13 protein-coding genes are annotated in these 14023 nt (G+C 62.7%); 3 read left to right on the top strand and 10 right to left on the bottom strand.

What is annotated here, in order from left to right; all coding sequences use genetic code 11:
- Nucleotides 1-9 precede the first annotated feature (9 nt).
- On the top strand, nt 10-3189 hold the full coding sequence (locus tag E4P82_RS02270) for a mechanosensitive ion channel domain-containing protein (RefSeq protein WP_169247379.1): 3180 nt from the start codon (nt 10-12) through the stop codon (nt 3187-3189).
- Complete coding sequence (locus E4P82_RS02265) at nt 3186-3716, top strand: TIGR00645 family protein (protein ID WP_169247378.1); 531 nt, start codon at nt 3186-3188, stop codon at nt 3714-3716. Before E4P82_RS02270 ends, E4P82_RS02265 begins: the two co-directional genes overlap by 4 nt.
- A 5-nt stretch (nt 3717-3721) precedes the next feature.
- Here the strand turns inward: E4P82_RS02265 and E4P82_RS02260 are convergent, their stop codons facing one another.
- From E4P82_RS02260 to nadC, 9 genes are all read right to left on the bottom strand, one after another.
- Nucleotides 3722-4600, bottom strand: coding sequence for an ATP-binding protein (locus tag E4P82_RS02260; protein ID WP_169247377.1), 879 nt, complete (start codon nt 4598-4600; stop codon nt 3722-3724).
- A 5-nt stretch (nt 4601-4605) separates the two neighbouring features.
- On the bottom strand, nt 4606-6723 hold the full coding sequence (locus E4P82_RS02255) for a carboxy terminal-processing peptidase (RefSeq protein ID WP_169247376.1): 2118 nt from the start codon (nt 6721-6723) through the stop codon (nt 4606-4608).
- A gap of 45 nt (nt 6724-6768) precedes the next feature.
- Nucleotides 6769-7614 (bottom strand): LabA-like NYN domain-containing protein, encoded by an 846-nt coding sequence (locus E4P82_RS02250; protein WP_169247375.1) that lies wholly within the window; start codon nt 7612-7614, stop codon nt 6769-6771.
- A gap of 249 nt (nt 7615-7863) precedes the next feature.
- Nucleotides 7864-8640, bottom strand: a complete 777-nt coding sequence (locus E4P82_RS02245; RefSeq protein ID WP_169247374.1) for a slipin family protein — start codon at nt 8638-8640, stop codon at nt 7864-7866.
- Complete coding sequence (locus E4P82_RS02240; protein ID WP_169247373.1) at nt 8637-10046, bottom strand: NfeD family protein; 1410 nt, start codon at nt 10044-10046, stop codon at nt 8637-8639. Before E4P82_RS02240 ends, E4P82_RS02245 begins: the two co-directional genes overlap by 4 nt.
- A gap of 80 nt (nt 10047-10126) precedes the next feature.
- Entirely contained in the window at nt 10127-10549 is a 423-nt protein-coding gene (locus E4P82_RS02235; RefSeq protein WP_169247372.1) for an HIT family protein, read from the bottom strand.
- A gap of 85 nt (nt 10550-10634) precedes the next feature.
- Nucleotides 10635-11360: a DUF3108 domain-containing protein gene (locus E4P82_RS02230; protein WP_169247371.1), complete on the bottom strand. Its 726-nt coding sequence runs from the start codon at nt 11358-11360 to the stop codon at nt 10635-10637.
- A gap of 117 nt (nt 11361-11477) precedes the next feature.
- A complete protein-coding gene (locus E4P82_RS02225) occupies nt 11478-11699 on the bottom strand; it encodes a hypothetical protein (RefSeq protein WP_169247370.1) in 222 nt (73 codons plus the stop codon).
- Between the two features lie 97 nt (nt 11700-11796).
- On the bottom strand, nt 11797-12627 hold the full coding sequence (gene nadC / locus E4P82_RS02220; RefSeq protein WP_169247369.1) for a carboxylating nicotinate-nucleotide diphosphorylase: 831 nt from the start codon (nt 12625-12627) through the stop codon (nt 11797-11799).
- Between the two features lie 111 nt (nt 12628-12738).
- On the opposite strand from nadC, the gene E4P82_RS02215 reads away from it, so the two are divergent.
- Nucleotides 12739-13236 (top strand): copper chaperone PCu(A)C, encoded by a 498-nt coding sequence (locus tag E4P82_RS02215; protein ID WP_169247368.1) that lies wholly within the window; start codon nt 12739-12741, stop codon nt 13234-13236.
- Between the two features lie 19 nt (nt 13237-13255).
- On the opposite strand, the gene E4P82_RS02210 is transcribed toward E4P82_RS02215, so the two are convergent.
- Nucleotides 13256-13720, bottom strand: a complete 465-nt coding sequence (locus E4P82_RS02210; RefSeq protein WP_169247367.1) for a GIY-YIG nuclease family protein — start codon at nt 13718-13720, stop codon at nt 13256-13258.
- Between the last annotated feature and the right edge of the window lie 303 nt (nt 13721-14023).

Below are 14023 nucleotides of genomic sequence, written 5' to 3'. Positions count from 1 at the left end.
GCCATTCGCATGATCCCGTATTTCCCGCCTTCCTCCGGCGCTGCGTCGCGCGCCGGAAATTTCGCCCTTTTTCTGCTGCTGACATTGATCGTACTGGCGGCGAATGTCCGGGCGCAGCCGACCATGCCGATAACGCCACCGACCGATCCCGCCAAGGTCGCCGAGCAGCAAGCAGCGCGCCGACAGGCCCTAGCGCACGACCGGGAGGCCATCGACCGGACCCGCCAGGACTTGCAGGCGCGACTCGCCGATCTGCCCCAACAGATGGAGGCGCTGCACCCGGAACAAATCGACGAGGCGATGCTGGAACAAACCCGGGTGGATGTGGAATCGGCGCGGCTGCGCCAGGAAAGCGCGCTATCGGAACTGAACAACAGCGAGCAACGCATCGAAGAACTGCAAAAGGAAATCGGTGAACTGGAAGCGCGCGAGCAATTGCTGAAAAACCCCGCCAAGAACCCCACCGAAGGGGTGACGGACCGCGCCGCGCAACTACAACAAACCAGCCAGACCCTCGCCCAGCGCCGCGCCGATCTGGAGCTGGAAACCCTCAATCTGACCAATCTCCGTGATCAACTCGAAATCGCCAAGCTGCGGCTGAAACTGGCCGAGCAATGGCGGGAACAAATCGAACGGAGCTTCCAGCAGCGTCAGGAGCAGGGTCGGCAGAGCGCCCAGGCCGAACTGGTCGGCCGGCTGCAAGCAGACCTCGCCACTCAACAGGACCGAGCCAACGCGCTGCGCCAGCGGTTATCCCAAAACCAGGGCGCGCTGCCGCTGACGCTTTGGCAACGCCTGGTCACCGAACTGCAAACGGTCGAGGAACGCATCAATCTGTTGAGCCTGGATCGCCATCTGGCCGAGACCGCCAATGTGCTGGCCCGCTTGAAGGATCTGCCGGACAACGCCAGCGTCAACCCGGACGAGCTGCGGGATGCGCTCGAACAGCTTGCCACGATGCGCGACGACCTGCGCCGCACCGAAACGCTGTTACAACAGAAAAGCACCGTCTACGAGCAACAACGCCAGGTGATCGAGCGGCGCGAGGCGGCGACGGCGAACGACCGGCGGCTGCGCGGCGAGGAACTACAATTGACCGGCCAGTTGCTGGACGATCTGAATCAGCGCGCCGGCCAAGCACAAGAGCAGGCGCTGCAACTCGACGGGATTGCGGCCCAGATCGACCGCAACTACCGGGAGAGCCTGCGGCGCGATCTATTCACCCGCAAGCCTTATCCGAACACGGCCGATGCCTGGCGGCAACTGCTGGAAGCCATGGCCACCGTGCCTCAGGTGCTGTTCTACCAGATTCGACTCAGCCTGGAGTCGACGATCCGGGCGCTGCTGGACATGACCGTGCTGCGCTGGGCCATTCTGGTGGTGTTGGAAGGCATGCTGCTCTGGGGACTGGTGGCGACCGGGCGCGGTCTGCGGCAGGCTTTGCGCCGCCTTGGCGAACAACGGCTCCAGGGCGACAGCTTTCTGCGCCAATTGATCGCCAGCGCGCTGCTGCTGGCCCGGAGCAATCTGGGCGGCGCCGGCTGCGCGGCCGCTCTGCTGCTGTTGCTGTGGTTGGCCGAGGTCCCTCAACCCGGGTTCGGCATCCTGATGACGCTGGCCCTGGCGTGGGTCGGGATCAAGCTACCGATCAGCCTGGCCTGGCTGCTGCTGGTTTCGCCACGCCTACCGGCCGAACAGCGGCAGCCGGCGCTATACCGCCAACTATTCTGGACCCTGATCGGTGGCGGTGCGCTGGTCACTCTGGTGGTACTGGCGCATCTGAGCGATTTACCCGCCATCGTGGTCAATGCCTTCGACCGTCTGTTCATGCTCTACTGGTTCTGGGCCTTCCTGCCCGGGTTACGCATCCGCCGGCTGGTCATGGATCTGCTCGGCGCCTTGCACGGGGAACGGTTCTGGTTCATGGTGCTACGTTTCGGCAGCCTGCTGTTGCCGCTGTCCCTGCTGGGCGCCGCCGTGCTGGGATTGCTGGGTTATCTGCAACTGGCGTGGCTGGTCGCCGGCCATCTCTTGATCTTCATCGCCGTGCAGGTCGGTTGGCTGTTGGCGCGCAGCCTGCTGAACGATCTAGTGGTGGCGCTGAAAAACTTTGCCGTGACTCATTCCGGCTACGGTTTGCTGTGGACTCAGGACATCATCACCCCGCTGCACCGGATTCTGAATCTGCTGCTGTTCCTAGGTGCGTGGGTCGTGCTGTTCCGCGCTTACGGCTGGACCGGCGAATCTGCGGTGGTCTCCTCCATCTGGGCTTTCCTGGAACGACCGCTGTTCGCCGTGGGCGCGGCGGAAATCACCCTCTGGCGCATTCTGATTACCGTCACCATCCTGTTGGTAGTCATCTGGTTGGGGCAATGGAGCCGGGCGATCAGCTATCGCTGGGTGCTATCCCACATCAGCGATCTGGGCGTGCGCCACAGTCTATCGGTCTTCGCCCAATACACCGTGGTCCTAATCGGATTGCTGTTGATCCTGCGGGTGGTCGGCATCGATCTCACCACCTTGGCGGTGTTCGCCGGGGCGGTGGGCGTCGGCATCGGGCTGGGCATGCAGAGTCTGGCCAATAACTTCGTCAGCGGCCTGCTGCTGCTGATCGAGCGACCGCTGCGCACCGGCGATATCGTCCAGGTCGGCACACACTTGGGCGAAGTCACCAGTATCGGCATGCGCTCGCTGACCGTGCAGACCTTCGATAACGAGTCGGTGATCATCCCCAACGCCGAGGTGATCGGCAACGCCTTCACCAACTGGACGCACGGCGATCGGGTGCTCCGCACTATTCTGTGGGTCGGCATCAGCTACGATGACGATCCCCATCGGGCGCAAAAAATCATCGAGCGGATCCTACGGGAACATCCGGCGGTCCTCGGCAACCCCGAGCCGCTGGCGTTGCTTTGGGATTTCGCCGATTCCTCGGTGAAATTCCGCATTCAATATTTCATCGACCTGAGTCGGAACCAACTGCTGAAAACGCATAACGAAATTCTGTTCGCGATTTGGGATCGTTTCAAGGAGGCCGGAATCCGCATCCCCTATCCGCAGCACGATCTCTACCTCAAGGAGTGGCCGGCCTCCAGCCCGGCCGGCTTGACGCCAACCTTGCCTAATTCCGGTTCGCCATCCGGCGGCGCCGGCTCCTTCCCTACTCACCCTACCGACGTCACTCGATGAAAACGATTGAATTCCTTCTCGAACGATGCATCTTGCTCAGCCGCTGGCTGCTAGTGCCGCTGTATTTGGCGCTGATCGCCATCTTGATTCTGTTCGCGATCAAGGCCTACCAGGAGGTGATCCACCTGTTCGCCATCATTGCCACGATCACCGAAACCGATCTGGTCTTGGCGGCACTGGCACTGGTCGATCTGGCCTTGGTGGCCAACCTGCTGGTGATGGTGGTACTCAGCAGCTACGAGACCTTCGTATCCAATCTCGATGTGCGCGAAGGGCAGGAAAAGCCGTCCTGGCTGGGTAAGATCGACGCGGCGACCATCAAGATCAAGCTGGCGGTCGCCATCGTCGCCATTTCGTCCATTCATCTGCTCAAGGCGTTCATGACCACCCCACCTCAAGATGGCGATCAGCCGTTATGGAACAATCAATTGTTCTGGCTGGTGATCATCCACATGACCTTCGCACTGTCGGCACTGTTGATGGCGGTGATCGACCGTATCGCCTTCGCCCCGCATCGTAACCACTGAACGGCTCAGAGGCCGTGCCGGCCGACCCAGTCGCGGGCGAACTGCCAAGCCACCCGGCCACTGCGCGAGCCGCGCTGCAACGCCCATTGCAACGCCTGCCGGCGGGCGGTCTCGTCCAGCCCCGCCGACCATCCCAACTGCTCCAGCCAGTGACCGACGATGGCCAGATAATCATCCTGACTGAACGGATGAAACGACAGCCAGAGCCCGAACCGCTCCGACAGCGAGATTTTTTCCTCCACCGCCTCACTGTGGTGCAACTCGCCGTCGACGATGCGGGCGTCCTCGTTTTCCCGCCGGTATTCGGGCAGCAGGTGGCGACGGTTAGAGGTGGCGCAGAGCAGTACGTTGTCGGGCGCGGCACTGATCGAACCGTCCAGCATCGCCTTGAGTGCCTTGTAGCTGGGGTCGTCGGCTTCAAATGACAGATCGTCGCAGTACAGCAGGAACCGCTCCGGCCGCTCGAACAGGGGATCGACGATGTTGGGCAGGTCGATGAGATCCTGCTTGTCCACTTCGATCAGGCGCAGGCCGCGCTCGGCGTATTCGTTGAGCAGAGCCTTGATCAGCGACGATTTACCGGTACCGCGCGCGCCCCACAGCAGCACGTTGTTGCAGGGTTTTCCGGCCAAAAATTGCCGCACGTTCAGATCCAAGGCCGTCTTTTGCCGGTCGATCCGCTGCAAGTCGGCCAGCCGCAGGCGGTGAGGATGCCGGACCGGGCGCAGGCAGCCGTGCGAGCCGAGTCGCCGCCAGCGGAATGCCCGGTCGGAATTCCAGTCCGGTGCCGACGCCGACGCCGGCAAGCCTTGCTCCAACCGTTCCAGCGCGGACACCAACCGTTCGGCCAGTACCTGCTCAAGCGACAACGTCACCGACGGCATGGACGCTAGCGGCCCATGACCACGGCGCTCTGTGCGTTCGGCGCGCTGGCCAGCACGACCAGATCGGCGACGATGCGCGCGCTTTCGTCCAGGGCCGCATCCGGAATCGCGCTGTCCTTGCCGGCCGGGATCTCGTCGTCCGCCTTGAGCGGCGGCAAGTTCTTGGCGGCGCGGTAGCGGTTTTCCCGATCGCGTTGCCAGTTCTCGATGCGCTCGTGCTCGGCCCGACGCTGTTTCTCCTGCAAGGAGACGGTGGTTCTGTCCTGCTGTTCCTTGGTGAAATCGAGGTCGCGCAGAAACGCCTGATAATCCGGGTCGCTGGTGGCGCGCTCCTGATGCCGCCGCGTCAGCTCCGGCACCAGCGCCGCCAGATTCCGGTCAGCCCGGTAGCGGGTGGCGGCAATCTCGTCCCAGGGCAACGCGTTCTTTTGGGCGCTCTCGCCGATTTCCTCGCTGTCCACCACCGAGGGAATGGCGATATCCGGCCGGACTCCACGATGTTGGGTGCTGCTGCCGTTGACGCGATAGAACTTGGCGATGGTCAGCTTCAACTGACCTTGCGGATCCTTGGCCCGGGTCAGCCGGTTCAGATCGACCAAGGTCTGCACCGTACCCTTGCCGAAGGTCGGATCGCCGATGACGATGCCGCGGCCGTAGTCCTGAATGGCGCCGGCGAAGATTTCCGAGGCCGAAGCGCTGGCGTGATCCACCAACACCGCCAGCGGCCCGCCGTACAACCGGCTGCCTTCGCTGTCCTCCTCGACTTCGACCCGACCGCTGGCGTTTCTGACCTGCACCACCGGCCCGTCGCCGATGAACAGACCGGTCAGGTCCACCGCTTCCTGCAGGGAACCACCGCCGTTTTCGCGTAGATCCAGCACCAGTCCGTCGATCTTGCCATCCAGATCCTTCAGCAACCGCCGGACGTCGCGAGTGGTGCTGCGGTAATCCTCGACTCCACGCCGGGCGGCTTCGAAATCGCTGTAGAACGCCGGCACGGTGATGATGCCGATCCGCAGTTCGCGGCCATCGGAACCCCGTATCGTCTTGACCTCGCTCTTGGCGGCCTGTTTCTCCAGTTTGATGGTGTCGCGGACCAGGCGCACGGTCTTCTCGGCCGCGGTCACGCCGGCTTTGCCGGGTAGCACCTTCAGGCGCACCACCGTGCCGCGCTGGCCGCGGATGCGCTCGACCACATCGTCCAAGCGCCAGCCGACCACATCCACCCAGGGGCCGTCCTCACCCTGCGCCACGCCGACGATTTTATCGGCCGCCTTGATCTGCTGGCTGAGATCGGCCGGACCGCCGGTCACCAGCTCGACCACCGTCACCTGCTCGTCCTCCATCCGCAGCACGCAGCCGATGCCTTCTAGCGACAACCGCATCTGGATATTGAAATTCTCGGTGTTGCGTGGCGAGAAGTAGGCGGTGTGCGGGTCGAACGCCTGCGCGACCGCGTTCATGTACAACTGGAACACGTCGTCGCTGCTGGATTGTTGCGCTTGGCGCAAGCGGTTGTCGTAGCGCTTGCTCAGCAGTTCACGGGCGGCGGCCTGATCCTTGCCGGACAGGATCAGGGTCAGCATCTCGTGCTTCAGTCGCTTGCGCCAGATTTCATCCAGATCGGCCGGGCTGGCGGCCCAGGGCGCGTCCTTGCGATCCACGTTCAGGGATTCGTCCACATCGAAACGAAACCCCTGCTCCAGCAGGGACTGGATGCGGGCGGTCCGCTCCGCCAGCCGGTGCAGATAGACGTTGAAAATGTCGTAGGCCGGGTGCAGGTCGCCTTTCTTCAGGGCATCGTCCAGGGTATCGCGATAGCGCTCGAAGCCGGCAATGTCGCTGGCCAGGAAATAGGAACGGTTGAAGTCGAGGTCATCGAGATATGTGGTCAGGATGAGCGCGGACAGTCGGTTGTCCAGGCTGCTCTGCCGATAATGGTGCTGGGACAGCAGCTCGGCGATGGTCCGATCCAACGAGGCATGCCGGGCCGCTGGCATCAGGTCGCCGACGGTGGCGATAGCTCCAGCAGGAGCGGTCGGTTTGGCGAACGCCCCCGGAGAACCCAGCGACAGAACCAACGGCAGCAGGATCAGAAATTTCAGAGTGCGAATGTTGTGCATGCTATTTCTCGACGAAAACGGCCCTCGAACGCCTCGTTTTACTCATCAGGACGAGATGGGATGGACCAGAATAATGTCGGTGGCGACCGGTTGCTTGCCGTTCGGTTCGGCCAGGGTGAACTCGAACAGGTGGTTACGGGACGGCAACTTCATGACGTTGAAACCTTCCGGCAGGCTGGAGTCATGAAAAAACGCCGTCCGGTAGGGGGAATCCGGGTCGCGGGAATCGGTTTTCCATAAATACTGCGACAACTTGACCAGAAATCGCATGAAGCCAAAACTTTTGTTGTCGTCGTGATGATAGCAGTAACCGCGAACCCGCGAACCCATCGCCCCCCACATGGGCGCGGCGTAATCGTCGCCGCGAGTCGGCAGCAACCCCGGCACCAGATAGCCGGATACGTACATATCCGCTTCTCGGCGCAGCTCCTCCGACACGTTGTCGAAGGCCAACACCTCGACCCGGCAGCCCTTGTTCTGCAGGGCGCGGACCACCTGCACGAAATCGCCGTCGCCGGTCGCCAGCAGCACCCGGTCCAGATTTTCCGATTGCAACAGCACGTCCACGGCCATGTCGAGATCGGCGTTGGCCTTGCCGTAACGGTTGCCGGCCTCGTCCTGAAACCATTTGACCCGCTTTTCGATGACCTTGTACCCCAGTTCGCGTAGGGCGGATTGATAGGCGCGGGCCTTGTCACGATAGACCGTATTGGTTTCGGCCCGTTCCTCGTCGTAGGACAGGTAAACGTTCAGGCGCAGTGGTTCGGCGTGATCGCGGCAGGCGAATTCGCGAAGGATGTCGTATTGCATGCGTTGCCCGCCGTTGCGTGAAATATTAGCGGCGTCTACGTAAACGCCAACCTTGGCGTGAGATTTGATATCGATGGTCATATGCTTAATCTGAATGTAAATGGGAGCGTCATTACTGAAGGGAATGAACTGTACCTAGGGGAGACGAATTGCGTAATATTTTTATCATAAATCTTGCACGGAACCGCTACATTTTTACGGCCTCGCCATGGATGGCGAAACGTGGCGCTGACTGCTGATTTCGAGCGGCGACGCCCGCCCCACCGACTGCCCGGCCGATCCCTCAAACGCGGTCCGACGCACCGCGCGCCGGATCGACGGACCGGCTGCTCAACGGTTGTCGGCGTTTCCCATCGACTGCCGCTCCGCATCCAGCAGGGGCCTGAGCAGATCCATCGGCACCGGAAACACCACGGTGGTGTTGTTCTGAATGCCGATGTCGTTGAGCGTTTGCAGGTAGCGCAATTGCAGGGCCTGCGGCTGGGAGGCGATGATCGCGGCGGCTTGGCGAATCCGTTCGGCGGCCTGGAACTCGCCCTCGGCGTTGATGATCTTGGCTCGCCGCTCGCGTTCGGCCTCGGCCTGGCGGGCGATGGCCCGGATCATGCTTTCGTCGATATCCACATGCTTGAGTTCGACATTGGACACCTTGATGCCCCAGATGTCGGTCTCGGCGTCCAAAATATTTTGAATGTCCCGGTTCAGTTTTTCCCGTTCGGCCAGCATCTCGTCCAGTTCGTGCTGACCGAGCACCGAGCGCAGCGTGGTCTGTGCCAGTTGGCCGGTGGCGGCGTAGTAATCCTCGACCTGGATGATGGCCCGCTCGGGGTCGATTACCCGAAAGTAGATCACCGCGTTGACCTTGACCGAAACGTTGTCGCGGGAAATCACGTCCTGGCTGGGCACGTCCATGACGATGGTGCGCAGGTCCACCCGCCGCATCTGCTGGATGACCGGTACCACGATGATGAGTCCCGGCCCCTTGACCGCCTGAAAGCGCCCCAGGAAAAACACCACGCCGCGTTCGTATTCGTACAGCACCTTGATCGAGGCGGCAACCAGCACCAGCAGCACCAGCAGCGCGATAAGAATCGGATTGAAAATCATGACGGTTCTCCTTTGTCGGAATCCAGCGCTTGCACCAACAGCAGCAATCCTTCGCGGCCGGCGACCCGGACTTGGTCGCCTTGCCGCAACGGCCGGTCGGCGCGGACGCGCCAGGATTCGCCGCGAATCCACGCCCGGTCGTCGTCCGCCATTACCGTGCCCACCGCGCCCAGCAAGGTTTCCACCCCACTGACCGCCGGCCGACGCCGCTGCCGGGTAAACAACGTCGCCAAACCGATCAGCACCACCGCGCTGGCCAAGGCGAAGCCGACGATCAGACCGATGGGAATTTCGTAACCAGGACCGGTTTCATCCCACAGCAGCAGCGAGCCGGCGACGAAGGCAACGATCCCACCCAACCCCAGCGCGCCGAAACTGGGCACGAACGCCTCGGCGATCATGAAGGCCAGGCCAAGCAACAGCAACGCCAGACCAGCATGGTTGACCGGCAGCACCTGAAACGCGAACAGCGCCAGCAGCAGGCAAATGCCACCCAGCACGCCGGGCAGCGCCGTGCCGGGATTGGCCAGCTCGAAGAAAATGCCATAGACCCCGATCAACAGCAGCACGTAAGCCACCATCGGGTGGGCCACCACCGCCAACAGTTGGTTCCGCCAATCAGGCGTGAGGGTCTCGACGGTCAGATTGCGGGTGGACAGCGCTCGCTTGGCGCCGGCAATCTCCACCGATCGGCCATCGGCTTGCTGCAGCAGGTCGGAAACGTTGACGGCGATCAGATCGATCACGCCTTTTTGGAGGGCATCTTGGGCACTGAGGCTGGCCGCCTCGGTCACTGCTTGTTCGGCCCATTCGACGTTGCGACCCCGTAACTGGGCCAGCGAACGAATGTAGGCGCGAGCATCGTTGACCAACTTGCGCTCCATGTCGGAACCGGCTGGAGTGGGTTTGTCGGCGGACTTGTCGGCGGGCTTGTCGACGGGCTTGTCGGTGTCGGGCTCGCGAGCGCGATCCCGGTCGGTCGGTCGTGCCGGTGGTAGCGGCAGGCCGCCGAGTTGCACCGGGGTAGCGGCACCCAGGTTGGTGGCGGGCGCCATGGCGGCGATGTGGCAGGCATAGAGAATGTAGGTACCGGCGCTGGCGGTACGGGCACCTTCCGGAGCAACGTAGCCGATAATTGGCACCGGCGAAGCCAGGATCGCCTGGATGATGTCACGCATGGAGCTGTCCAGGCCACCGGGCGTGTCTAGCTTGAGAATGATCGCCGCCGCGCCACGTTCGCGCGCTTGGTCAAAACCCCGCAGGATGAAATCGCGGCTGGCCGGACCGATGACGCCTTGGACCTCCAGCAGCAGCGCCGAACCGGGCGCCGCTGCTGTCGTGGCCAGCGCGCCTCCCGCCCATGCCACCAGCCATGCCAGCATCACCACCACCCGCAACCCGCGCATTCCACAATCTCCGTCGATCGCCGCGCCACCCAACGCTAATTTTAGACTGCCGGACACGGACACAGTGCGGGGTTATGCGCTTAATCTTCCAGTGCCTCCCGAATCCGGGCCGCCAGCACCTTGAGTTCCTCGGGATCGCCAGGCGCGCGGCCGTGGGCGCCGGTGCGCTGCCCTTCCCGCATCGGCACGATGTGGACGTGGTAATGGAGCACGGTCTGACCAGCGGCGGCGCCATTGAACTGGCCGATGCGCAGCCCGTCAGGCACCAGCGCTTTTTGCACGGCGCGGGCGACGCGCTGGGTGGTCCTGGTCACAGCCAGCAGGTCCGGTTCGGCGATCTCCAGCAGGTTGGCGGCGTGCGCCTTGGAGATCACCAGCGCATGGCCCGGACCGGCCGGATTGATGTCCATGAAGGTCAAGGTGTATTCGTCCTCACAGACCTTGATGGCCGGGACGGCGCCCCGGATGATTTTGCAGAAGATGCAGTTTTCGCTGGAGTTCATGCGGCTGGCCTCCTGAGCGGCAGGCGGTTAGGCGGAAAAATATTTCCCGCGTATGGGGCGGTTCCGGCGCGGGGCGCACTCGGCTTCAGGGCTGGCGCTCGACCGTCCGAATCTCCATGCGCATCACTTCCTTGCCTTTCTTGTGCTGGGCAATCCGCACCGGCAGGTAGCGCAATTCGGGGGCGAACCAAAAGGTGGTGATCCGAGTGTTACCGGGCTTGGAGTGGCTAACGCGGAATGTGCGGAGCCGGCCAAGTGAAGTATCCAGCACCTCCTCGCCCTCGTTGCGGATCTGGAAGGTCCGGAGTGCGGTCTCGTCCACCAGCGTGTACTGTTTGGGCAGACGGTCGCGCTGCAAATCCCGCATCACCACCATGTTGAGGCTCAGGGGATCCACCACGCCGGGCGACAGCGGCAGGGTGACTTGTCGCGTACCACTGCGCGCTTCGACCCGGCCGGCTGACCAGTCGAAACGCAGTTGCACGTCACCGGATTTCTTACTGGTTTCCATCTGCCGTTCATAGCGGGTCGGCTGAATCCGGCCATCGCGGATTTCCCCGCTGGCCCGCTCGCTGACACTGGCCGACGCTAGCAGCGCCACCAACCCGTTGGGGCGGACATCGGAACTCATCTGGTAACCGCCCGAACCGTCCGCGGCCAGACTCATGACCGCTTCGCCCAGCGAGAGTCCCTGGCCGTACACTTCGTAATGGGCCTGAAAGGGCGCGACGGGCAATTCGCCGCTAGCAGAGGTTGAGAGACCGAACGCCAGCCCAGCGGCCAGCATGATGGCGTGGAACAATCGTTTCATGCGACGGCGCATCCTCGCCGACTCGACGGTCGGCAATCGGTTTCAAGGATAATGACCGCGCATGATAGACCATTCCCGGCGACCGCGTGCCCACGGATCGCCGCATTGGGCGGGGGTTCAGGCTTGCAGTTGGGTGAGTTGGCCGCGGCGTTCGCGCAGCAGCGTCTCATAGGCGCGGCTGAGCGCACGTTCGTAGGCACAATCGCCGGCATCGCCCATTTCGTGCAAACGCGCCTCGAAAAAGGCGATTTCCTGGCGAAGGAAATCGACGGCCCGATAATCGGCCACCGGATGGCCACGGCTCCCTTGGCGGGTGCTCAGGGCAAAATCGGCGTGCATGGGGTGCTTCTCCTCATTTGGTTGTAGTTTTCGTGATTCAAACACAGCGTACTTTGAGTTGGTGAACTTCGCATGACATCGACATGCCATTCGCGTTTCACCAGGTACGGAACCGCATGGACAGATCGATCGCCCGCACATCCTTGGTCAGGCCGCCAATGGAAATGTAATCGACCCCAGTCTCGGCGATTCCGCGCACGGTATCGAAATTGACGTTGCCGGAAGCTTCCAGCTTGACTCTGCCGTCGACGATCCGCACCGCCTCGGCCATGGCCGCCGGATCGAAATTGTCGAGCATGACGATATCGGGCCGGGCGGCGAGCGCTTCCTCCAGTTCGGCCCGATTCTCCACTTCCACCTCGACAGTGACGCCGGGGTGCAGGCGACGAGCGGTGGCAATGGCGTTACCGATCGAGCCGGCCGCCATGATGTGATTTTCCTTGATCAACACGGCATCGAACAAGCCAATGCGATGATTGCGGCAACCGCCGCAGCGCACGGCGTATTTTTGCGCCAGCCGCAGGCCCGGCAAGGTTTTGCGGGTATCGAGAATGACCGCCTTGGTACCGCTCACGGCATCGGCGTAGCGGTGGGCCAGAGTGGCGGTGCCGGACAGCAGTTGCAGGAAATTCAACGCAGTGCGCTCGCCGGTCAGCAACGGGCGGGCCGGGCCGCGCAGGGTGCAGAGCAATTGTTCGGATTCGACGCGGTCGCCGTCGGCCGCCCGCCAGTCGATGGCGATACCCGGATCGAGCTGGCGGAACACGGCGTCGAACCAAGTGGTGCCGCACAGAATCGCGACCTCGCGGCTGACGACGGTGGCCTCGGCTTGGGCGTGCTCCGGAATCAGCGCGGCGGTCAAATCGCCGCTACCGACATCCTCGGCCAGCGCCAGGGCGACGTTGGGATTGGGATCGGGCAGAGTCATGGCAGCTCCTCGGAAAACGGTTTCGGCGCAACTATAGCGCAGCGGGGGCGCGGTATCGCGTGGCGAGGCATAAACTATGGGCTCCATTGAATCACTATAAGGAGCAAACCCATGCGAGCCATTCTATTCGGCATGCTGCTGGCGTTCGCCGCCGCGGCGTTCGCGGCCGATGGCAATCCTCTGCGTATCGAGCAGCCCTGGGCGGCCGAAACGCCGCCAGCCGCCCACACCGGCGCCGCCTACCTGAGTATCGTCAACGGCGGTGAAGCCGATCGCCTGCTCGGCGCCAAGGCCGAAGGAGTCGGTCATGTCGAACTGCATACGACGACCATGGACGGCGGCGTGATGCGGATGCGCAAGGTCGAGGTGCTCGAAGTACCGGGCGGTACGACCACCGTGCTGGAACCCGGCGGCATTCACATCATGCTGATCGATCTGAAGCAGCCGCTGCACGCTGGCCAAAGCGTCCCGCTGACCCTGGAGTTCGAAAAAGCCGGGGCGCTGCAAGTACAGGTTCCGATCCGCAAGCGCGAAGCCATGCAACCTTCGACCGCACCGCCCGCGCACGAGCACAGCCATGGCGACGGGCAGAAGATGAAGATGGAATGAATCTCCACCGCCTTCGCCCCTACTCCGCCTGTTCCAACACCGCCGCATGAACGGGGCAACGGACGCGCAACGCGGCAACGAAAGCGGTCAGCACCGGTCGATCCGGGAACCGATGGAGATGGGCGGCACAGCGGCAGTCGGAGGCACCGAAACGAAACGGCGGCGGCACGCCGCCCAAATCCTCTCGCAGCACCGTCGCCCATAGACATTCGCGATGGATCGGATCGTGGCTGATCCAGACCGCCCGCAAGACGGCGCGACTTCTCAGATAGTCGATGTGCCAATGCGGGCGAACCGCCGGCCGGCGGTGATGGGCCAGCCGCGCCGCCGCGCCGCCCGGCCCGAAGGCGCTGCCGACGTACACCGCCCAACCAGGCGCCATCCGCAATCGATGGCGTCGGCCGATCGCGATCTCCTCGGTGACGTCGATGCGCAACAGTAGCGCGTAGGTCCCCGCTCCGGCGGCGGATACCGACGGCCTCATGTGAACTCCTCTCCACTTAACATTGGCTTGTGCCATTACCGACAATCGCTACCATCGCGCGGTATCGTCTGCTACAGACTATTATTTCAATTTTAATAACTCTTTAATTTTATAGTAAATTATATTTACCTTCCTTCAGGCACGGCGGTTGCTAGCGAAGGGGTGCCGTACGTTCGCGGACGGCGGCGGATCATGTCCGCCCTTGACATGTTCACTGCTCAGGTCGCCATTGAAGGAATAATTGTATGACACTAGCAAGTTCAGTCTTCGCACTCGCAGGGCGTCAGGGCGCGGCGCGTCCGC

Origin of the sequence: Candidatus Competibacter phosphatis (assembly GCF_012939995.1) — a bacterium.
Taxonomy (GTDB): Bacteria; Pseudomonadota; Gammaproteobacteria; order Competibacterales; family Competibacteraceae; genus Competibacter; species Competibacter phosphatis.
The sequence above is the reverse complement of the archived record's forward strand: the minus strand, read 5'-3'. Positions and strand labels throughout refer to the sequence as shown.